The organism is [Flexibacter] sp. ATCC 35103 (genome assembly GCF_001975985.1).
In the GTDB taxonomy this organism is placed as follows: domain Bacteria; phylum Bacteroidota; class Bacteroidia; order Flavobacteriales; family Flavobacteriaceae; genus Flavobacterium.
In genome coordinates, this window is record NZ_MTQF01000001.1 from 756409 (window position 1) to 778477 (window position 22069).

Below are 22069 nucleotides of genomic sequence, written 5' to 3' on the forward strand. Positions count from 1 at the left end.
TTAAATTAATGACACTTTATTTTTGTTCCCAAATGCTCATCGGCAGCATCTAAATATTTTTGCCTGTTTGCATTATTAGGTCCAACAGGATTTTGAGCATTGGATGTACCTTTTAATCCTCCATCCGCTTCAAATCCTCTTTGTTCTAGTCCCCTCGCAGTTTGTTTTCCTTTTTTACCTTCTCCTGAATAATCTACACTGGGAGCAACGTCAAAATCATCAAAATTACCTCCATATCTTCTGGAAACTATTTGATCTGGTGTTAATCCATCACTTGTTGGTGCGCTTGCATAACCATGATAAGGTTTTCCATCTTTTACTCCCGAATATTTTACATGTGATCTCCCTTCTCCGGTACTTATATTATTTAACCCAAAAATGTCAATCCAATTATTTGTATCTTTTACATATGCATATATATTTGGATTATTCCCTGCGATTCCTATTGGGTCTTGGCTTATGTACAGTCCTATATCAGCACTATAATATCTGAATCTATTATAATATAACGAGGTTTCTACATCTTCATATTGTCCAAGTTGTCTAAACGGAATAAATGATTTATCACCTTTTAATTCTCGTAAACCTCCATATATATCGTAATCAGTTTCCCAAACAACATCTCCAACTTCATTATAAACTTGGATAGGGCGACCAATATAATCATTTACGATACTAAATTTATACTCACCAATTATTTTAGCACTTGGTACAAAAGAGCCTCCTTCATAAACCCATGTTATTAAATTGTCTATTAGTTCTGGTTTATCATAAATCAAATGATCACCATCAACAACAAGTTTAGGTCTTTCTTTTAGATCGTATTTCCATTCGTGAATAAGAACGTTAGCATCCCAAAAGTACCTAAAAATTTCTTTGTTTGCAATTTTTGCGGTACGTCTTCCAAGTGCGTCATATTCAAAACGTACTTTTTTCCCATCAGGGTTTGTTACACTTTTTAGCATTCCGTTAGCCAGCCATGAATATGCCGTATCCCCTTGCTGCCATTGTTCGTGTTCGTATTGTAAACTTTTTTCTTCGGCTTTATTGCCTATCAATTTATCAAAAAAATTGGTTGGTTTTTCAAAAACAAGCGGTTTAGTAATATCACGCGGGCTTTTGTGCACCAAATTCCCCAAGTCGTCGTATTTGTAATAGTATTTTTCGTCCTTAAGCAGTTTACCGCCTTTGCCGTATTTGCGATCACTACGGTCTGCGGTTTTGTATAAATTACCTACTGCATCAGGGGTTTTATACAAATCTTCTTTTCCGTCATAACTGGCTTTGGCAAGGTTACCAAAATCATCATAATCAAAATAGGTCAAACTTTGGGTCATTTGGTTTACCGCGCTTCGCAACTGCTGGTTGGTATCCCAGTTATAGTAGCGGGATCCCGTGCGTTTACCATTAGCAAATACTTCCTGCTCTTTTTGTTTTCCGTTGTTGTTATAACTCGTTTTTATATGCAGTCCGCCTGTGGCAAAACGCTCTATTTCACGCCCTAGCTCATCTCTTTTTAATGTAGTTTCCCAAGCTTTGTGCTGTTCTTTTAGTTCGTTACTCTGCGCTTCTATACGTTCCAGTTGTCCTTTCTGGTTGAAATGTGTATTGATATCAGCTCCAAGACTTGTACTTATGTTGGTCCGTTGCCCTAAGGTATTATAGGTCGATATAAGTGTTATACCATTTTCGTTGGCATCAAGCTGTTGTTTTTGGGTTTCTTTTATAATACGTCCTACAGCATCACGCTCCAGATAAATGCTTACGTTTTGGTTGGTAGCTTCTACGAGCTGTCCGTTTTTGTTATAGGTATAGATTTCCCAGGTGCCATCATGATAATCGGCTCTGGTAATGCGCCCTAAGGCATCCTGCTCATAATCTGTATATTTTCCGCCTCCGTGGTCTATACGGGTCACTTCTCCGGCAAGGTTGCGGTTGTATTTTTTTACGATTCCGTCAAAAGCCGTTTCACGAATGATATGTCCGGCTTTGTTTCTGGTAAAATAATAAGCTTCGTGGTATTCGTTTTTAATCCCTACGAGCTGCTCCATCTTATCATAATCAAAACGCACTTTTACGCCGTTTTGTTCCCGCGTAGAAAGGCTTCCTAATGGGGTATACGTAAACTTAATGTTGTTTTTATTGTCTTTTAAAGCTATTACATCATCATAATTATCATAGTCAAATTCGATGATATTACTGTCTTTTTCAATAATTTGCTGTACCCTGTCAAGCGCATCATAACTAAAATAATCTGCCATTTGCATTGGGGTATAAACAGCCTTCACGCGTCCTCGATAATCGTAATCCCAGGATTTTAGTTTTTGGTCATTCTCCCGCCATTCTATCAGGTTGTATTGCTGATCATAGACCAGTTCGAGTTCGTTTTTATTTTTGGCCACGCTCGCCAATAATCCGTTTGCATAATAAGTAAAGTGCGTACTGGTTTTATCAGGCGCTATAATGGTTTTAAGCTGGTGTGGCTTTTGGTCTTTGTATAGATAGATGGTTTTATGTCCCTCCGGATCTATGGCAATCGATGGGCGGTTTTCGTCATCGTAAAGCATCATTTCCTCGTTACCGTCAGGATAAGTGGTGCTTATTTTATTGCCCTTATCGTCATAATTAAAACCCAGAATGCGTCCTTCCTGATCGATCTCACGATACAGTTCCATAAACTCCGTGTAGTCATAAAATACACTGTTGCCCATAGGATCTTTTACCTGTGTTACGAGCTGGCTTGGTTCATAATAGTAGGTGGTTACGGCTCCGTTGGCATCTGTTACCAGATTATAGCCTTCATAAGTATGGTATTCGATCCAGCCTTCCTGCCAGCCTCCATCGCCCCAGGTGTGTACACAACGGTTCTCTGAGTCGTATTCCCAATAAAAAGCCTGACCGTTACGATCTGTTTTTTTTACCATCAGGTGGTTTTGATATTCGATCACGGTTGGTTTGCCTAAAGCATCTATAATGGCAGTCATGTTCTGATTTTCGTCATAATGATACATGATCAAAAGTTCGTTCTGTTCAGGACCTACCAATTCTAAATTGTGTATGAAGCCGTCTTTGGTATTTACCATGATGGTTCTGCCCGCGGCATCGATGATACTGTTTAGGGTATAACCGGTAAATTTAAAAACTATGGATATTCCGTCATGATTGGATATTTTTGTCAGCTGGTATTTTTTACCGTTAAAAAGGGTAAAATCATAAAAAAGCCTGCTTTTATGATCGTAAGCCTGATATCCGTCTTCGGTTCTTTTCAGGGTTGTTTTTTCCTGACGCAGGTAAAATTCTTCCTCTGGCATCAGCGCAGGAAAAGCTACAATTCTTCCATCGTCCATGCGAAGTCCTAGCGCATCATCTTCCGGATATAACTCTACAGCCCTATCATATACGCAATGTACGCCATGACCCAGCCAGCCCACATATTGTGAGTCTGAGTACCAGCGGCGCTCCCAGTTAAGTGTGATGGGACTTGCGATATCAAAATCGCTGCCTTCGTATATCACGGCTCCGTTAATAAGGTTTACAGGTTCGAAACCTGCCTTACACAACAATTTACTAAGCCAGTTGGGACCAACGGATCCTTTTAGAAGTTTATTGAATGCTTTTTTTCCATATTTCATCAGGGTACTAAATCCTATACTGGCGAGTAATCCGGTTAGCATACCTCCCCAATCAGGCGGATATGGACCTCCAACCATAACAGGTTTTCCAGTAGGAATAGGCAAGGAAAATGATGTTGGGGCAAAAAGGGTTGGGGCAAACGGTAACATTTTCTTGCCTATTTTGGTTTTACCAATGGACATGGATAACGGAATCCCAATATCATTACAAGTCATCAGCATATGTCCTTTGGGACTCATTCTGGTACTGTCTGAGAAAACGGTCTGGGATGCAAAAAAGTTCATGCTTTCATGACCAATAATTGGGGTCATAAGCCAGGGCGGTGTAAAAAGCGGAATATGTACCAGTGGAATTATAATTCCGCCGGTGTCTGAGTTGCCTCTCTTAAAGCCATTTACATGCACGCTGGTGCCTAAAAACGGAATATAATCGGCTGGATCAATAACAATACCTATATAAGGATGAAACGGATTAAATGGCGGTAAGGTCGTAAAATGGATATCTATACCCACGACCATAGTCAAATGATTATCGGTCAATAACATAATTAATAGGTGTTGTTTAATTGATATTCCTTCTCTATTTGTTTTGCAATCTGTTTTGGATTGTCTTTCCAGTTTTCTCCAAAAATGGCTACCATCCTATTGCCAATAGCTTCTTTTTCTGCATACGTTATTTTAGGGTCGTTCTCTAAATAGCTGTTGGCTATAAACGTAAAATTGATTATTTTCAGGCTTTCATCTGTTAAAGCATATCCATACTCAAAAGCATCGTTTAAAATTTCGGTATATTGGTCATTACGTTTTTTTGCTGCCAGTAATAACGCATAATTATAACCATTTATAACTTGCATTTCCTGCCCTATTTCTTTAGCAATTGCTACTTGTTTTAAAAAATACTGTATTGCTAAATCCGAATTTCCGGTAATGCTGTAATGAGAACCTTTATAGGATAATAATTGTATTAAGATCCCGGCAATATCTTCTTTCTCTTTATAGAAAGGTGTCGTTATCTTTATTCCCTTATCCAATAGTTCCTGAATAAGTTCTTTTTCGTCTTTAAACTGAAATAAAAAACTGGCATAAATAAGAAACGATGAGGCCCAAAAACTGGTTTCTCCTGTACTCTTGCTAATATCAATAAGTTCATTGCCCAGTTTTTTTACTTTCTCTTTTTTTTTGTCTTTTGCAGCTTCACCAATTTCAAACAGGCATTTTCTATAGCGCACCTGTGGATCATTTGGGTTGCCTTGTGTGGCTATTTCTTTGTATGCTTTGTTTATTTCCTGATTGGGGATTTCTATTATGATTCCTTTTTGTTTTACAGAATCAATTAGTTTATTATATAGTTTTCTTTCCTGATAATCCAGAAACAAAAACCCTATATTTTCCGGCAGTAAGACTGCAAGCTCTTTTATACTTTCTAGTAATAAATCAGGATCACTGGCTTTTTTTATTAAAAAACTAACGATTAAAAGGTTGTCGGTTTTTGCCTCAAACTCTTTAAAACTTACCAGCATTTTAATATAAAAATCTTTAAGGTTTTGGATGTTTAGCTTCTTTATTTCAGGTAATATTTGTTTAAAAAAGTCAAAGTCTTCCCATTTCCAACTGGGATTTTTTTTGAGGTCTTCTTCAAAAGTCAATATCCATTGTTCTATAATGGTGATGTAAAAATCTTTTTTATCATAAAAATCAATCATAAAGGCAACAAATGAATCCTCTGATTTGCCATATGCAGAAGATTCCAAGCGAATAAAGCCATCCAGTAAAGGAAAATCTTCTGTAGAACAAACCATACTGAATATTTGTGCTTTTGGTTTCTCTCTTCTGGTTTTATTCCAAATCTTTTGAATGTTTTCGACCCTTACAGCAATAGGATTATGAGCATTATTCATTTTTGATTTTAATTTAAATTTACAACTCCACCTTTGACATTAGTCATTGTTTTACCATCTATATCAACGACCGTTCCTTCTGCCAAAATGGTATTTTTCCCTTTTATATTAATACTTGGTGCTTCATCTGTAATTTGTGTGTCACTTTTAACCGTCACCTCATCTGTGCCTGAAACGAGTACTTTTTTACTATCAACACTTACTTCATTTACGCCGCTGATGCTTACTTTTTCATCTGCAATTAGATTTATTTCTTTTGATTGTATGTCGACCTTATTTGGTGCATAAATAGTCATTGTTCCGTCTCCGTTAAGCATTATCATATTACCACTAGGATCTGTAGCTGTAAAGGTGTTTTTTTCTTCGTCGAGAACAAGTGAAGTTCCTCCTCTGGTGGCAAAGCTTCTTTTATTATTGTCTTTTCCGCCGCCTCCGCCGCTTTTACCGTGAAAAACACTACCCAAAATAAAAGGCCTGTTAGGATCGCCATAACGAAAGTGCACCATTACATGATCTCCAACATCCGGAATAAAGACCATTCCTCTATTGGTTCCTACTTTATCACTACTACCGGCATCAGGGGTCATGACACGCAGCCAGGCAGTTTTCATTTGAGTTCCTTGCTGCCAAAGCATTTGTACTCTGATTCGTCCTTTATTTTGAGGATCGGTATTACTTTCTACTAAAGCTTGCTGTGTTTGCGCAATTGGATATGCTACATCCGGTTCCGGCAAGCTCAATACTTTTGAAGGTATAGCTCTGAAATTATTTTCATACTCTCCTAAATGTGTAGCATAATGACTAATTTCTGTAATTATAAAAGAACCTACTTCTTGTGTTATCAAACTTTTATTTTCTAAAACACTCGATTGTATAGTTACAATACTTCCTATTCTTAATTTGGAATTTTTTGTTGTTGCTGAAACAAAATTAGTATCGGCAGCTGCACTTTCCTGTTTCTTTTTTAAGAAAGATTCTAAAACCAGATCATCACCTGTACTCACTATACCGTGTGTATACGCAGGCGTTGCAAATACCTCTTTTGAACTCGCAAAAGCTTCATTACCTAATTTTGGCAAACCTCCTACTGTATCTTTCGATTTTGCAGTATAGCGTTTATCAGCACTTTCGTTGTAGGTGAAAGCGCTAAATTTATTAGGCACTGCCTGAACCGATATTTTTAGTTTAGAAATCTCACTATTATAAGTTAACGATATAGGACTATCAAAGCTTTTAGGCTTACCAAAAATTAACTTTTCACCATCATAATAAAGCCATTCGTTGAATTGTTTTGCCAATCTCTGAATAAACTGAAAATCTGTTTCAAGGTATTGATTCTGATAATCCATCTTACTGGTATACTCAGGGTTAATCTCGTTTTGCAATTGCTCCCCTGCCCCATTTTTTACCACTTCTTTTACAATATCTTTTAAAGTCAGTTCTTCCCAGGAATGTAATTTTTCACCGGACTCTAATAATATGGTTTTAGAATATCCTGACACTATAATTTGATTGCCTGAATGTCCCATTTCCTGATCGAAATCAATATTGGTAACCACACCCAGAAAATTATTCTTTTCTTCCAGCACTATATGTACGACTTTGCCCAGCCATGCCTGTGCATTTTCCAGTGTATATGCCAATGGACTTTCGACTGCAGCATGTGGAACAAGAATTTCAAATCGGTGATGGTCATTTATTACTTGTACTAACTCAATACTGGTAAAGTGACTTATTTTTTTAGAATCTATTCCAAAAATTATTGTTGGTGGTGTCATAGTTTATTTTTTTTGTATTAGTAGCTGTTCTTAAGGAATATTATTATTGTCTGCATTCAAAAACTTCGAGAGCACTTCATTACTTTCAAGCATCTCAGGAGTTAAATCTAATTCTTTAGTCCCTTCATGTTTTATTAGGCTTTTACCAATTTTATAATAATGAACAGTTGTTTTTCCTTCATAATTCAAGCTGTTTGTGCTTACAATTATGTTGGTTTTTTCATTAAAATAAAAAGCATTTATAGCGGTTGTAATTATATCTGATGTGTCATTAAATTGATAGCCAATTATCTTTTTAATTTTTAAATCGATTGCAAATAAATTTATTCTATTATTCACCTCGTTTAAGGGTAATAAAAGGATCTGATTGTCTGTGATATAACAATCTGCAGATTTATCATTTACAATAAGACCATTTACAGGAAATGGATTATCTAACCGATTTAAATACCCTATTTTTACGATATTTTTTTTACCCTGATCTACATAAATAGTATCATTAAAATACTTTATGGTATATAAAACCCCTTTTTTGTCTTTAACTTCTAAACTGTCAATTTCAAATTTTTCCTGTTTATTTTTGATTACAGTATTTGAAACCGCATTTTCTTTGTTTTTTGTATTACATGCAAGGCATATAAAAACAATTAAAATTATTTTGAGTTTAAAAAAGTTAGTTAATTTCATTTGAAATAGAATTGAATTTTTCGTTTTGACTAATAAGTAACCTTTTTTCATCCTCTAGTTTAATTTTTCCCGGATCTGTAAATAAAATGGAATTGTTTGTTAACAGTCCGTTTATTTCCTTTAACCTCTCTTTATTAACTTCAATTTGATACTCTAAACTTTTTTTGAAACGTTTTTTAAAATCACCTATCTGTTTTAATAAATGTTCTCCATAATGATTCTTTCCCGCACTATCCTTATCAGCATTATAGGTATATTTACCAGCATGTCTTTCTTTGTCTGTTGGATAATATTTTCCTGTGTTAAAAGCTTTGTCAATATCGTCTGATGTTATAGTATCCTGAGTTATTATGGTTGAAAAATAGCTCCAGTTTTTATTTATTTTATTAAAATAATCCGTTAATGCGGCCTGATATCCTCCCAATCCTGAATAGTCTTTAACAGAACCATGTGAAGTACTTCTTTTAGAAGGTTTTCCCATTACTCCAAATAAATTATAATCATCATTTTTTATTGCAGATACTCCATATCCACTTTCTAAACTTGCCTGTGCTAATACAAGCAATGCTCCCTTTGCAGATGCTCCTTTTGCTTTTGCAAAATCATAAATATCAATGGCAATTGTTGTCAAAAATTGATGGTGAACAGGTTTTTCTTTTTTAACTGACGAGATTATATTTTTAGATTTAGCATCTTCTGCAACACGATAGCTTTGCACGCTTCTTCGTTGCATCATTGCGTCCAGCTTATCTGTATTTTCCCATTGACCAGTTTGCCGATTGTATTGAGGGCCTTTGACTCCCAACGAACTGGCATTTTTATGTTTTCCTGAAGATGAAGATTTAGCCATGGTATTTATTAATTTGGTATAAGTCAATACCCTTAAAATAAGATCTCTTTTTAAGGTCTGTGCTGAAAATTATTTTTAGTGGTATCATCGAAGACTATTGCTTTTATTTGATTGTAGATATATCTAAAAATTCCTTAATTGAAATTATTTTTTAATATAAATCCTGTATAAAAAGTATGTTTAGGACATACTTAATTTCTATATGAAGAAGAAGAAAAACTGACCAAACCATTGTAGTAATAAATCCTGAAGCTTAAATAAGCAAAACTGCTTAAATCAATGGTGCAAAGCATAATCTCTTTTACTTTTAAAAGAAATAAATACAAGTTCAATATTATTCAATAATTAATATCACAAACAACATTAAAATATAATATATAGAAAACAAGAAGCGGTAAAATACCGCTTCCTGCTTAAATGGGAAAAATTAGATTTTAGCCCAATTGTTATCTAATGTTGCATTACCTAATGTAATTTTTTCTGCTGAGAAAGTGATCTCAGTAGTCATTGGAGTTTCTGCCATAGCGTCAAGTTGCTCGCTGAAGAAAACAATAAAAGCATTTTCAAAAGAAAGTTCTTTCATTACTTGTTCAGAATCAGCTTTGAAAAACTTTACTTTTCCGCTTACTGGTTTGTGTTGGCTGTTTACTGCCTGCTCAATAACAGTAGTATTGTCTGTAGATTTTAATCTTAGGTTTAATCTACCTCCTTTAATTTCAGATGAAACTGCTCCTTTACCGTCAGTATGTCTTAACATATCAACTTTTGAGAATAATACTTGGTACTCGTTTCCTTCGAATTCTAAAATTGCTTTAAATGCCATAATAAAAATAATTAAGTTGTTAAAAAAATGTTTTTTTAGAATCCTCTTTTATTTTGTATGACTAGTATAAACAAAAAAAAGAGGTATTCTACATGATTTTAGAATACCTCTTTTTTGTACTAATGTACTTTTTTTTAATTGCTTCTTGTAGGAAGATGAGGGTGATTCGCAATCAATTTGTTTGTACGAATATACAAATATAAACGAAACAAACAAGTCTATTCGTAATCTTTTTCATCAAAAAAAGCAAAATATATTTTTTAATATAAATGCAAATATGTAAGAATACAGGATTTACTGGGCTTGCAGAGAATTTTTATGATTTTAATATTTAAATAAAATCATAAAATTTTTATTTAATAATTCTGTAGTGATATACTAGCTTTTAACAAAATCGCTTTATACTCTCTAAAGCTATCTATTTACAATTACAAAAAATACAAGTCCTGCAAATAAGAAAGGACCAAAAAAAAGTAAATTAGATAAGATTATTTCTTTTGTAGATACAATATAAGTATAATCTTGATTTTCTTGTCTCCATTTACTACCCTTTGACGCAAATAAAAGGCTTGGTTTCTTATAGGACTTATCAAAATCTTTATAAAATAAAAACAGCAAAATTCGAAAATAAAGAACATAACACAATGGAAATACTGTAACTATAAAATCAAAAAAATTACTTTTTGCTGTAATCAATAAAATAGTATTTAAAAAATAATCAGCAGCCCAAATAAAGCAAATTGCTTAAATTGATTTTTGTTAATCATTTGTTGCGAATTCATATAAAATACAATCCAGCAAAATCCTACTATACAAAATGAAAACATCCTAAAATCAAAGAGCCAACTTTTATAAAAGGATATAAGATTATACCATAAATTGCAAATTTTGAATTTATAAGTTTTTTTAGATTGTTCCCTATTCTTGAATTATCCTTGCATATAGTATATTCAAAATTTAAATTTGTTTTCACGTTAGTTTCTTTACAGGATAACTCTTCTTCTACTATATTGAAAATATTTTGTTTAATACAATCAAACCGTATAAAATTTTATATTTTAACAAGATAAATAGGTAATATTAGTTTTACTTTCTGCTAGAATATTTTTTGCTTTTAATTAATTTTCCTTCTTTATTGTAATATTTCCATTCCCCTATAGAATCTAATTCATTTTCATACAAGATGTAATTATTATATCTTTCAATAGATTTAATTGTTCCATTATTGTAAAATCTTTTTTTCTCAATGAAATCTTTTCCATATACAGAATTGTTATAATAAATAGTTGAATCTAAATTTTTATTAATATCATAATAAAACCATGTTTCTAATGACGCTCCAGTACTTATTTCTTTATTACTAATATTTCCTTGTAATCCTTTGTATTTTAAATTGTTATTTTCATAAAATGATAGGTGTAATTCTTTACTTCCTAAACTATCCTTAGCAAGTATTAGATCTTTAATCATACCATTTTTATATAATGTTTTTGATAGAGTGTCCTTTTTTTTACCTAAAACATCTTTTGCTTTATCTAAAGTATCAATATTTGACTGTTCAATTATTTCCTTTTTACTATCGATTTCAGATTTACTTTTAATCTCTTTGTTCTTACATTGAATAAAAAATATAAACACTAAAATTATATATAGGTATTTCATTTTTAAAAATTTTTATTTATATTTTTCACTAGTCCATCATATAATTGCTGGGCAATTTGGTTAATATTCGTAAACAAAGCTTTTGAATCTTTTGGAGTTGTGACAAATCCTAGTTCAACTAATACTTTTCTTTTGATTGTATTACTTTTTTGACTTAATACTTGTAAACCTCTAACATCAGATTTTGGAGATGTAGATTCGACTTCTACAATATTATAGGAACTGAATATATCGGTTGCTAACTCTACACATTCGCTATTATCACTTGAAGGGTATATAACGTGAGAACCCGAAGAAGTGTAACCAGTAGCACCATCTGCATGAATAGATATAAAATAGTCAGCTTTATTTTCAATTGCCAAATCAATTCTTGCCTTTCTTGTTGTGGGGTCATCAGCTCCTGCTATAGGTCCTCTCTCTCTTGTTATTAAAGTTGTATAGCCATTATTTTCCAGAAGTTGCTTCAATTTATTTGAAACATCATAAACTAGAAATCTTTCAGATCTATTAGGATCTTCCTTAGTGCTTATTATCCACTCAGTTGGACTATCAATAACATATTGTGGCAGTTGTTCTACATTGTTCTTTTCAGTTTTTGGTTGTTTTTTATCATCTAATATTATTTTTCCCTCTTTATCTTTTAATTTATAAGTGTAAATCCAACTTACAGCTCCTGTATTCCCTTTTGTATATCCATGTCCTGGATCAACAACAATTGTTGGATTTTTTCTTCTTAACTCAAACCATTTTCCCTGAATATCCAACCAATAATTAGATTTTTCTGATTTTTCAGAAGTTTTATCATTATTGGAATTTTTTCCATTATATGTTATATTTAAATTGGGATTTTGTTTACCTGCATCAACCAAAATACACAAATAAGCTTTTTTATCTGCAGAAACCGCTATTTTATTTCTCCATTCATCAATCTCTTTATCATTCTTTGAAGGTTTTAATTGCAACTTAAATACTGCCAGATTATTTGAATCAACTACAGCACTAAATTTTCCTTTTTTATCTGAATCATCTTGTAAAAAAGGAATAATTCCATATTTCTCATTTGTTATTATTCCATCTTTATCTTTTAAATTTATTTCAATTACCTTTCCAATTAATCCAATTGTTTTAACAACAATATATACTTCATCATTAATACCTGACCATGAAATTTTCTTATAATTATTATCAATTTTTTTTGCAAAATAAGCATCCGTTACCATGGCTTCTAAATTTGGTACAGGCGCCCCTGTAGTATCAATCTTTTCAACCTCATTGCGTTGTGCAGAATCTGTGATTTTAACATCAACTCCTCCATATTCGCATTTTATGGTACTTTTAAGAAGCAGCGGAAATTTGTCCTGAAAGTATACTGTCCCTACATCTTTCCAGTCAGCAAGTTTCATTACTGAAGCACATGGACTGGCACTATTGGGACTTTTTTTGCAATTGCCTTTAAAGATCAAACTCTTTTTGTCTTTCTCAACAACTGTAGCTACTTTTTTATCTTGTATGGTTGGTGTATCAAAATTTACTTTTAAGTCGCCTTCCGGAACGGTACATAAGTCACATTTGAGTTTGGCTCCGTTAATTACAAATTTCAAGCCATCCTCAGCATCTTCTTCTTTTTTATTTTCTTTTCGGGCTTCTTCAATTCGAGATTTACCTGCTTCAAGATGTTTGTCAATAAGAATTTTTTGTTCGATTGATGAAACATCAACAACTTTTCCCTCGTCGCCACCCATTAAAAAATTATCCAGCCAATCGCTTATCCTACCCATGATAGATTATATTTTATGTTTGTTTCTTTACTTTCAACTTCTATAAAACCTACTAACAATTGATTGTATTCTGTTTTATAGATCGCCTTATATTTTTCTGTTTTTTGTTCTTCACTTTTTTCCTTTACTGTAAAAGTGTAGTTGTTATTATTCTCTTCAAATATTATTTCTTCCTGAATTTCAAGTTGACCAAAATCATCTAATACTCTTGGTTTTACGATTAGATTTGGTATAGATTCCTGAAACCTTTTGCGCAATCCATTAAAATACAATCCAAACATTTTAAAAGATTGTAAAAATGCAATTACCTTTTTTTCGTCTTGCAATAATGCATCAATGCCATTTAAAAAATGTAAAAATACTTCGCCATAATGATCCTTTTCTAAATGACTTTTTATCTCTTGCATTCGCAATTTTAAATCATGAAGGTTAAAAATTTTCTTTATAAACCCTTTATCAGTTACCCCCACTTCTATATTATCAAAAACATATCCTATTTTTATTAATAATGCTTTGTTAGGAAATGCTTTATTTGATGTCAAAATAATTTTAGTTGTCAATATTTGATAAAAACGAAAGTCTTCTTTTTTGCCTAGATAAGTAATCTCTACTTTTCGTTCTGTCTTTTGCCAGTCTTTCTCTACTTTTTTCAAATTACTGGTTTCTGTACTAAAATGATACTGGCATATTTTACCAGGTATGGGTAAATATTTCGCTACTTGTTCTGCAAAATTTGAGGATGTTATCTCCATTATCTAACTTTTAAGCATTTAATGAAATTCTCTTTTACGATTTTCTGTAGGACTGGAAAAGAAACCTCCATTTGGATCCATACCAAACCAATCCCTGGTTGATGACCAATGGCAATAATCATGTCTCAGTGTGCGTAATGCTTTCTGAACATCATAACCATATACTATAACTTCCTCCAGTAAAGTTGGTTCTGGTTCTGTAGGTTCAATTTTAATCTTCGGAATTATTTTATCTATTGTAGGCCTATAATCCATAGGATTTAAATTATCATAGGATGGTTTATTATAACTTTCGATTTCTTCATTCCTTTCAAATTCTTTTAGTTTTACATCAAGCTTTTCTCTTTCTTCCCGTTCGCGCGCTAATTGTGCATCTGATTTAAATTCCCATTCTTTACCATCTTCAAAAACATAACGATGCAGCTGCTCTTCTACATTTCCTAAAAAAGAATCTTTTGCTATTGGATATTTATCTTCTGTTTTTAAGTTAAAATATTGTTCCATGGTAGTGGTCCTACAAAACTCTTCCATAAAATGAACAAAAATCCAACTATAATCTTTTCTTACCATCTTTTTTGTTCCTGTAAGTTTTTTATAAGATAAAGCTTCTGCTACTATTCTTGTAATAGGATTATAAAGATGTGGTATATATTGCTTCGTTATTGCTAATTCTTCTGGTCTATACCAATATTGTTCTACAAGTGATTCTTTGAGTTCCTCAAGTCCTGTTTTTGTAAACAGCATAACAATTGGTGCAATAGGTCCCCATTTTAAATCTTTCTTAAAATTAGTATCTTTTAAACTTGTCCCAATTTCGTCAATAACTTCAGGACCATGTTCATAAGCACCGCCAATATCACAATGTACTCCGGGAAAATTTTTTTCGATCGCTTTTTGCGATTTGTGAATGCGGGTGAGCGCAAAATTTGTGCGGTGCTCATCTTTAGCCGTAAAATGAACCATTTTTTGAAAGCTCCCTGAATTCAAATGCAATTCGCTAACATCATTATCAAAATCGTAACTTAAAATCCAACCTTCTTCATCATAAGACGAAACCGTATCATATACCCCAACAAAGCGTATGATAACTTCGATATCTTTTAATTCTTTTGGTGTAATAATTTTTTGTTCGAGTAAATAATAGCCCAAATACCCGTATTTGGGCAACTGTCCCTCTATGAGCAAATCGGGGCTTATTTCTATAAGATCATCATCTGCAGCTACTTTTTTGTATTTTTTTCTAGGCAAACTTTCTCTATATGGATTTATAGGATAATAACCGTCCTCAACTTTTTTCTCTTTTGGGTCATACGCCCATTTGGTTACCTCATAAATAAAATTTCGAGCCGAGGCAGCACCACGGCTAAAACCAAAAACATCGACAGTAATTTGAGAAATTATCTTCTTTTTATTTTCTTTTTTGTCCTTCTCTATTTTTATTTTTTCAGCTACCCTTTTACATGCTTCCCGTACCCTGCCACGTATACCTGTTGGTCCTTTGCCAAACATAAAGCCATCATCGTCATCATGCATCAAATCTATAGAACCCATACCTTCTACATAAATTTTATACTCTTCTTTGCAGCACATCCACATTCGGGCAACATTGGTATAATCGTTACTGTAACTGTTATCAGTACCTAATTGTTCCGTAAAGGTTCTATGAACTCCTTTTAAGTATTTGGTATAATCTTTAGGATTTTCCAGTCTTTTATCTTCTAAAATTGCTCCGTCCAGAACGGCTTTATGCTGTAAAGCCTCTTGTTTTAGATTATCTTTATAATGCTTAGAGTCTCCATCAATAATAACATGTTCATCAGTCTCGCCACGTACTATTTTGCGTATTTTGGTATTTTCTTTATTATTGAGCGTACCATCTATAAAAACACCAAATTCTAAACGTAATTCATCTGTCTTTATATCATCGTTTGATATGCCGTCGTTATATACAAATGATTTTCCCATGGGTTACTTTTTTTCAATTGTTAATTTTCGGGATTTAATAACTTCTACCTTTGTTTTGGGCAGTCTTATTTTTTTATCTGCACATTTAAGCATTACGGTTACATAATTGTTAGCATGGTTTATGGTAAAATAAAGTTCCATTTGGACTTCCGGATTGTCTTTATGCATCTCCTTAAAAGCATCCATTATCTCTTTCTCATCAAAATAAACATCAGCACCATAACCTTGTCCTTCACTATCTCGCCAGCCTATGCTAATTCCTGAAGGAACGGCTCTTTCTTCAAATTTATTTTCAAGTAAGGCTTTACCAAATAAGCCCTCATTTTCTCCATTAAACATTCCTAAAGACACATCAATTACTACTGCATCATCTTGCACTTCTAAAACAGGTTTCCAAGTATATCGGGTTCTGTAGCTATCCCACAAGCCATAGGGAATGGGCTTTGGGTTGTTTTGCATTTCTATAGGAACGATATTGGGCGAGGTCATAATCATTTTCCTGAACTTTGGGTCAAAAATGGTGTAACCACTGGCATCCAATCCGGCTATTTCTTCTTTTGGTACCTCGTATTTTTCTCCTTTATAACGACCTATTTCTACTTGTCTGCCTGCACCTGATGCCCAGATTACAACCACGCCACCTGGTGCAAAACCTACTATAATGGAGTTGTAAGTTGTTTTTTTATATTCACCATTTCCATTAAAATAAAACCCCCAGTCCTGATATCCTTCTTGAAAAACTTTCAAAAGTCTATTGTAGTCTATAGGGCAATCTATTTTGTACACACAATCCTCAGCATAAGATACCCATATACAGTTAATATGACCGGGCAATTCTTTTGGACCATGGCTACTTCCACTTCCCGTTGCTCCCCAGCCGCCATTATTACCTGCCGAGAGCCCATTAGCAAGTCCTGCGCCTGTAATGCCTCCTTTGTATACTTCTATAGGATAACCAAGTGGAGCGTTGCACATTTCTTCCCATTCAAATTCCGGTCTCTTTTCATCATCCATTATTGAATATTTTTTCATATCTTCTTTTTTGTTTTGGCACGCAGAACTTAGAGTGAGTAACAGTATTACAGCCAGAGTTTGTATTTTTTTCATATCTTATTTTTAAGCGTAACGTCTACAAAACACCAAATTCTAAACGTAATTCATCTGTCTTTATAATTAATCTTTATAGATTGATTCTGTATATTCTACTATAATATTTTGAACTTCTTCTAAACTTTTTACCTCTGATTTAACTATTTTATTTTCATGGTAAATGTTATATATGCCATTTTTATCGTCTTTTTTAGTCCAAATTATTCCATTTTTAATTTCACTTACTTCATTCGTTTGCACAAAGCTTATAAATAGAGGAATGGTCTCTTCTTTATGTTTTTCCTGATACTCTTTAGCGTATTGCTGGGCATATTTTGAAGAATAAATTTTCAATAGAGCATCTTCTTTTGAGAAAAAATCAGCAAATGAGTTAAAAATCAACTCAATGGTCGTTGGTTTATAAGATATATCCAGCCTTCCAAAGAGTTTAAAGCTTTTCTCAAAATCCCTATTATCGTCGTATGCTATGCTTTCTAAATCAGATTTAGAAACATAACTTTCTACGACATTATTTGATAATTTGCTTATAATTGAACTACTTGGAGGTAAATTATTAAGATCAAAATCAATGCTTCCCACATAAAGTAGTTGCTTTTTTTTATAAATCAGCTCACGGGTTTCCTTATTGTTTTTGACAAATACTTTAATTATAGCATTAGATTCATCAGCATTTTTAATAAATATGGTGTCATTTATTTTTGAGAAACTCAATACATTACCATAATTCATAGCATACATTTCTACATCAAAACTTTCAATTTTTTTGTTAACAAATTTTTTAATGGTTTTTCCACTTTCTATTTTCTCTACCACCAATGAATCTGGTTCTTGCCCAATGGAAAATGAACTTTTTAATAATATTACAAATAAAATAAGTATCTGTTTATATCTCATTTTGTATCTTTCACAAGATTGCCAGTAACATTTTGATTTTAGCAGGCTGTGCTTAGAATTAGTAATTGGATATTTTTTTTTCATAATTTTCGTATGTTTATCTCCTGTTCTTTTTAGGATATTTTTTACTTTGTTACAATATAAATTAGATATTGTGTAAGAGGCAGGGTGATAAGCAGTAACAAAAAGAAGCAAATTAGTAATTGATCATTTGTTAGTTTTTTAGTTCGTATTGAATTAATCAATAAAAGCGCACTTATTGTTGCAAATGGATAGCCAAGCATACATAATGCAAAAAAAAGATATAGACCATAGCCTAAATTATCAGCATTATTTATTGACCAAATAGAATTTATTAGTCCTATAAAAAAAGAAAGGAGTATTATCTTTAAAATCATTTTCCAATTAAACTCAGTTGTTTTTTTTGACATCTTATTTTTATTATTGTTGCTTTCACCCGTTTCCAGGCACAAAAAAATTATAAAAAGGAATAAAAATATAAACACAAGGTTTGTTGATATCTCTCATTCTCCTCATTCCTGCAAGAATATATGATAGCATAAATATACAACCAAGATAATATAGATAATCATCGTATAAAGCTTCTGTATCAAAAAAGCTAAAAATCAAGACGATTATTAAATTGATTGAATAAGTAATACCGATAAATATCCAAAAGCTCTTTTTACACAAAGGTTGGCCTATGGCAAATATTAAACGCCAAGTCGTTAAATATTCTTTTAGCATTTTACCCTTTATTTACTTTAGCATCAACAGCTCCCAATACTTTTGAAATTCCGGAACTTTTTATCAAAATATCTCCTCCTATGGCTTTGTGTGTTGTTGTAGATGTGGTTTTATTTAAATCACCATTTATCTTTACAGTTTTATCTCCTGATACTTTTTGCTCATACATATTTGTAATAAGCTTATGTAATTCTGTTATGTCAACCGTATTGTCTTTTCCAACTTTTAAGTTGTTATTGCCATCAACAGTTGTTTTTTTGTTACCACCTACACCTACAGTCATATTTTTTCCAACCGTAATATCCAGATTATCTCCTACGTTTATCGTCATATTTTTAGGTGCATTTACGGTAATATTTCCTTCACCGTCTAAGTAAATACTATTGTCTGATGGGTCTTTAATCAGGATACTTTTCTGTTTATCATCAAAAGTGATAGTTGAGCCGCAACGGGTAAAAAAACTTTTAATATGGTTATCCAGTTTACCGCCTTCTCCTGTTTTTCCGTTAAAGATACTTCCTATTACATAAGGCCTGTTTGGATCATTATACCGAAAACTAACCATTACATGATCTCCTACTTCCGGTATGGTAACCCAGCCACGGTTTTTATTTACAATATCACTTGTTCCTGCGTTAGGTGTTAATACATACAACCATGGTGTACGGGATTGTTGTTTTTTCTGCCATAGTAATTCTACCCGAATCCTTCCATTTCCACTAGGATCATCATTTGCAACCACTACAGCTCTCTGTTCTTGTGCTGCTGGCATGTTTACTTCAGGTTCAGGAAGTTTTTTTATTTTGGCAGGAAGTGCTTTAAAATTATTCTCATACTCCCCAATTTCAGTAGCTTTATGTGTAATTTCGGTAATAATATAGGTACCAATTTCATTAGAATCATAATGAACTTTTTTACTATCTAATCCTTTTTTAAAAACATCTGATTTATCTAATATTTGCTGAGATTCTATATTAATAATGGAGCCTATTCGAAGTTTTGGATTACCGCTTGTTGCTAAGATGTAATTACCATCAGAGGCTGCACTTTCTTGTTTCTTTTTTAAAATAGTTTCAAAATATACATCATCTCCAGTACTAAACTGACCATATTCATACGAAGATGTTTTATATAATTTTCTTGAAGCCTCAAAAGCATCTTTACCTAATTTTGGTAATCCTTCGACTACGCTGTCATCTGTCTGAGCCTGATATAGTTGATCACTATTTTCATTATAGGTAAAACCACTATATTGGTTGGGTTTTGCTTCTACTGATATACTTAAATTAAATAAATCTTTGTTATAAATTAATTTTATGGGGCTACTTTCCTGCTTTGGTTTCCCTATAAATAATTTTTCTCCATCATAAAATAACCATTCATTATATTGTTTCGCCAATCGTTGAATATATCTAAAATCCGATTCAAGATATTGCGTTTGATATTCTATTTTTGAAGTAAATTCAGGGTCAATTTCATATTGCAATTGCTCACCTGCAGCAGTTTGTATTACATCATGAACCATGTCTTTCAAATTAAAATCTTCCCAGGAGTTCAATTTTTGACCTGCTTCTAATAAAATAGTTTTAGAATATCCGGAAATAACAATTTGACTGCCCACATGTCCTAATTCTTGCTGGTATCGTACGTTTGTGATAATTCCTAAGAAATTATTATTAGCATCCAGTCTAATATGAACCACTTTTCCAAGAGCTTCTTGTGCACTTTCCATGGTGTAAGCTCTGGGTCTTTCTATAACAGAGTGCGGAATACTAATTTTAAACTCGTGATGAGTATTGATGGTTTGTTTTAAATCGATTTTAGTAAAGTGAGAAATTTCTTTGCCGCCTATACCAAAGATTATTTTAGGAATGACCATAATATATATACTTTTAAGTTTAATTCTTTTTTAAATTTTAACTTAAATAGAGTATAGTCTAAAGTTCTTCTTCCTAAAGTTCTTTACGCCGAATTCGATTTTAAGCTAAAAAAATATCAAGTCCTGAAAACAGAACAATACTATTCAATGTTTTTTTGAAGAAATTGTATAAAAAAACAAGAAGCGGAACATTACCGCTTCTTGTTTAAGAAAGGGAAAAAATTAAATTTTAGCCCAATTATTGTCTAATGTTGCATTACCTAATGTAATTTTCTCTGCTGAGAAAGTGATCTCAGTAGTCATTGGAGTTTCAGCCAAAGCATCTAGTTGCTCGCTAAAGAATACAATAAAAGCATTTTCAAAAGAAAGTTCTTTCATTACTTGCTCAGAGTCAGCTTTGAAAAATTTTACTTTTCCACTAACTGGTTTGTGCTGACTGTTTACTGCCTGCTCAATAACAGTAGTATTGTCAGTAGATTTTAGTCTTAAATTTAATCTGCCTCCTTTAATTTCAGAAGAAACAGCTCCTTTACCATCAGTATGTCTTAACATTTCTACTTTTGAAAATAATACTTGGTACTCGTTTCCTTCGAATTCTAAAATTGATTTAAATGCCATAATAAAATAATTAAGTTGTTAAAAATTGTTTTTTTTAGAATCCCCTTTATTTTGTCTGACTAGTATAAACAAAAAAAGAGGTATTCTATGATTTTAGAATACCTCTTTTTTGTACTAATGTACTTTTTTGATTTGCTTCTTTTAGGAAGGTGAGGAGGATTCGCAATCAATTATGTACGAATATACAAATATATTCTGAATAAAAAACATTAATTAATAATATTTTTCATAAAAAACAATAAAATAAACCCTAAAAGCACAACTGTAATATGTAAGATGATAGAGTTTACCTGAGGTTGCAATGAATTTATCTGAGTTTTAATATCCAAAGTTGCATTCGTATGGATTTCGTTTATTTTATTTACTTGTTTCTGTAAAGAATCAATTGTTTTATTCAGATATAAAATGTTTTGGTGCTGGTTAGAAAACAAGCGCTTTACTTCCTTGTCTGATAAGGCTGCTTTTTTCTTAATTACTCCAGTACGCGGTTCTTTAAGCGTTAACTCACTTACATCTTCTATTTTATTGTTATTGATTTCAAAACTGTTATTTAGCTTGTTTACCAAAAAAAAGATAAAAACAATATAGGATAGCAAAAATGTTGGCAAAATATACTGAACAATTATCTCTATTGGTTTTGGCCTCGCCGCGCTATGAATGTTATTTATAGTACTATAATTGGTAAAAAAAATAGGTTCTTGTTTTTTTTCTTTATTCAATCTTTCATTTTTAAATTTTTCTTCTAAATCTATCAGTTCAAAGCGATCTAAGGAATAAACCCCCAAGCTTTCAGTTAATTTTTTATGATGCACCATCCAATTAAGTACTTCTTCTATTTGATATTCGGTAATACCCGGATCTTTAAGCCTCCATAAAATTTCTTTTTTTGTTAGTTCACAAGGTTTCCCCTTACTTTCAAAATAAAATATCTCTAAAATTATTTCATGTAAAGGTTTTGCCATTTCTATTGTATTCATAATCTCCATAATCGTTATT

The 22069-nt window shown here is 32.4% G+C and carries 16 protein-coding genes; all 16 read right to left on the reverse strand.

The window, feature by feature from the left end:
• Positions 1 to 5: 5 nt before the first annotated feature.
• The 16 genes from BXU01_RS03180 to BXU01_RS03260 all read right to left on the reverse strand — a co-directional run bounded on the left by BXU01_RS03180 (position 6) and on the right by BXU01_RS03260 (position 22050).
• Entirely contained in the window at positions 6 to 4178 is a 4173-nt protein-coding gene (locus BXU01_RS03180) for an RHS repeat-associated core domain-containing protein (protein ID WP_083691658.1), read from the reverse strand.
• 2 nt (positions 4179 to 4180) lie between these two features.
• On the reverse strand, positions 4181 to 5530 hold the full coding sequence (locus tag BXU01_RS03185) for a hypothetical protein (protein WP_083691659.1): 1350 nt from the start codon (positions 5528 to 5530) through the stop codon (positions 4181 to 4183).
• A gap of 8 nt (positions 5531 to 5538) precedes the next feature.
• The gene (locus BXU01_RS03190) at positions 5539 to 7308 is read right to left on the reverse strand and encodes a type VI secretion system Vgr family protein (protein WP_083691660.1); all 1770 of its coding nucleotides are present in this window, start codon (positions 7306 to 7308) and stop codon (positions 5539 to 5541) included.
• Positions 7309 to 7338: 30 nt separating this feature from the next.
• Positions 7339 to 7995, reverse strand: coding sequence for a hypothetical protein (locus BXU01_RS03195; protein WP_123773923.1), 657 nt, complete (start codon positions 7993 to 7995; stop codon positions 7339 to 7341).
• Complete coding sequence (locus BXU01_RS03200; protein WP_083691662.1) at positions 7982 to 8845, reverse strand: glucosaminidase domain-containing protein; 864 nt, start codon at positions 8843 to 8845, stop codon at positions 7982 to 7984. The genes BXU01_RS03195 and BXU01_RS03200 overlap by 14 nt, the downstream gene beginning before the upstream one ends.
• Before the next feature lie 427 nt (positions 8846 to 9272).
• Entirely contained in the window at positions 9273 to 9668 is a 396-nt protein-coding gene (tssD, locus tag BXU01_RS03205) for a type VI secretion system tube protein TssD (RefSeq protein WP_082421335.1), read from the reverse strand.
• A gap of 1086 nt (positions 9669 to 10754) precedes the next feature.
• Entirely contained in the window at positions 10755 to 11330 is a 576-nt protein-coding gene (locus tag BXU01_RS03215) for a hypothetical protein (RefSeq protein ID WP_083691664.1), read from the reverse strand.
• Positions 11331 to 11332: 2 nt separating this feature from the next.
• Positions 11333 to 13108 (reverse strand): N-acetylmuramoyl-L-alanine amidase, encoded by a 1776-nt coding sequence (locus tag BXU01_RS03220; RefSeq protein WP_083691665.1) that lies wholly within the window; start codon positions 13106 to 13108, stop codon positions 11333 to 11335.
• Positions 13096 to 13860, reverse strand: a complete 765-nt coding sequence (locus BXU01_RS03225) for a hypothetical protein (RefSeq protein ID WP_083691666.1) — start codon at positions 13858 to 13860, stop codon at positions 13096 to 13098. Before BXU01_RS03225 ends, BXU01_RS03220 begins: the two co-directional genes overlap by 13 nt.
• Positions 13861 to 13878: 18 nt before the next feature.
• Positions 13879 to 15825: a DUF2235 domain-containing protein gene (locus tag BXU01_RS03230; RefSeq protein WP_083691667.1), complete on the reverse strand. Its 1947-nt coding sequence runs from the start codon at positions 15823 to 15825 to the stop codon at positions 13879 to 13881.
• A 3-nt stretch (positions 15826 to 15828) separates the two neighbouring features.
• Positions 15829 to 16932, reverse strand: coding sequence for a DUF2931 family protein (locus BXU01_RS03235; RefSeq protein ID WP_083691668.1), 1104 nt, complete (start codon positions 16930 to 16932; stop codon positions 15829 to 15831).
• 66 nt (positions 16933 to 16998) lie between these two features.
• The gene (locus tag BXU01_RS03240; RefSeq protein WP_123773925.1) at positions 16999 to 17913 is read right to left on the reverse strand and encodes a hypothetical protein; all 915 of its coding nucleotides are present in this window, start codon (positions 17911 to 17913) and stop codon (positions 16999 to 17001) included.
• A gap of 369 nt (positions 17914 to 18282) precedes the next feature.
• Complete coding sequence (locus BXU01_RS23450) at positions 18283 to 18576, reverse strand: DUF805 domain-containing protein (protein ID WP_123773927.1); 294 nt, start codon at positions 18574 to 18576, stop codon at positions 18283 to 18285.
• A 1-nt stretch (position 18577) separates the two neighbouring features.
• Positions 18578 to 20455, reverse strand: coding sequence for a type VI secretion system Vgr family protein (locus BXU01_RS03250; protein ID WP_083691671.1), 1878 nt, complete (start codon positions 20453 to 20455; stop codon positions 18578 to 18580).
• Positions 20456 to 20677: 222 nt separating this feature from the next.
• Complete coding sequence (gene tssD / locus BXU01_RS03255) at positions 20678 to 21073, reverse strand: type VI secretion system tube protein TssD (protein ID WP_082421336.1); 396 nt, start codon at positions 21071 to 21073, stop codon at positions 20678 to 20680.
• A gap of 209 nt (positions 21074 to 21282) precedes the next feature.
• Positions 21283 to 22050 (reverse strand): DUF5457 domain-containing protein, encoded by a 768-nt coding sequence (locus tag BXU01_RS03260; RefSeq protein WP_123773929.1) that lies wholly within the window; start codon positions 22048 to 22050, stop codon positions 21283 to 21285.
• Between the last annotated feature and the right edge of the window lie 19 nt (positions 22051 to 22069).

Bases quoted from the DNA above. Each gene is read 5' to 3' on its own strand.
- BXU01_RS03180 (WP_083691658.1), bottom strand. From the start codon at position 4,178: ATGTTATTGACCGATAATCATTTGACTATGGTCGTGGGTATAGATATC.
- BXU01_RS03185 (WP_083691659.1), bottom strand. From the start codon at position 5,530: ATGAATAATGCTCATAATCCTATTGCTGTAAGGGTCGAAAACATTCAA.
- BXU01_RS03190 (WP_083691660.1), bottom strand. From the start codon at position 7,308: ATGACACCACCAACAATAATTTTTGGAATAGATTCTAAAAAAATAAGT.
- BXU01_RS03195 (WP_123773923.1), bottom strand. From the start codon at position 7,995: ATGAAATTAACTAACTTTTTTAAACTCAAAATAATTTTAATTGTTTTT.
- BXU01_RS03200 (WP_083691662.1), bottom strand. From the start codon at position 8,845: ATGGCTAAATCTTCATCTTCAGGAAAACATAAAAATGCCAGTTCGTTG.
- tssD (WP_082421335.1), bottom strand. From the start codon at position 9,668: ATGGCATTTAAAGCAATTTTAGAATTCGAAGGAAACGAGTACCAAGTA.
- BXU01_RS03215 (WP_083691664.1), bottom strand. From the start codon at position 11,330: ATGAAATACCTATATATAATTTTAGTGTTTATATTTTTTATTCAATGT.
- BXU01_RS03220 (WP_083691665.1), bottom strand. From the start codon at position 13,108: ATGGGTAGGATAAGCGATTGGCTGGATAATTTTTTAATGGGTGGCGAC.
- BXU01_RS03225 (WP_083691666.1), bottom strand. From the start codon at position 13,860: ATGGAGATAACATCCTCAAATTTTGCAGAACAAGTAGCGAAATATTTA.
- BXU01_RS03230 (WP_083691667.1), bottom strand. From the start codon at position 15,825: ATGGGAAAATCATTTGTATATAACGACGGCATATCAAACGATGATATA.
- BXU01_RS03235 (WP_083691668.1), bottom strand. From the start codon at position 16,932: ATGAAAAAAATACAAACTCTGGCTGTAATACTGTTACTCACTCTAAGT.
- BXU01_RS03240 (WP_123773925.1), bottom strand. From the start codon at position 17,913: ATGAAAAAAAAATATCCAATTACTAATTCTAAGCACAGCCTGCTAAAA.
- BXU01_RS23450 (WP_123773927.1), bottom strand. From the start codon at position 18,576: ATGCTAAAAGAATATTTAACGACTTGGCGTTTAATATTTGCCATAGGC.
- BXU01_RS03250 (WP_083691671.1), bottom strand. From the start codon at position 20,455: ATGGTCATTCCTAAAATAATCTTTGGTATAGGCGGCAAAGAAATTTCT.
- tssD (WP_082421336.1), bottom strand. From the start codon at position 21,073: ATGGCATTTAAATCAATTTTAGAATTCGAAGGAAACGAGTACCAAGTA.
- BXU01_RS03260 (WP_123773929.1), bottom strand. From the start codon at position 22,050: ATGAATACAATAGAAATGGCAAAACCTTTACATGAAATAATTTTAGAG.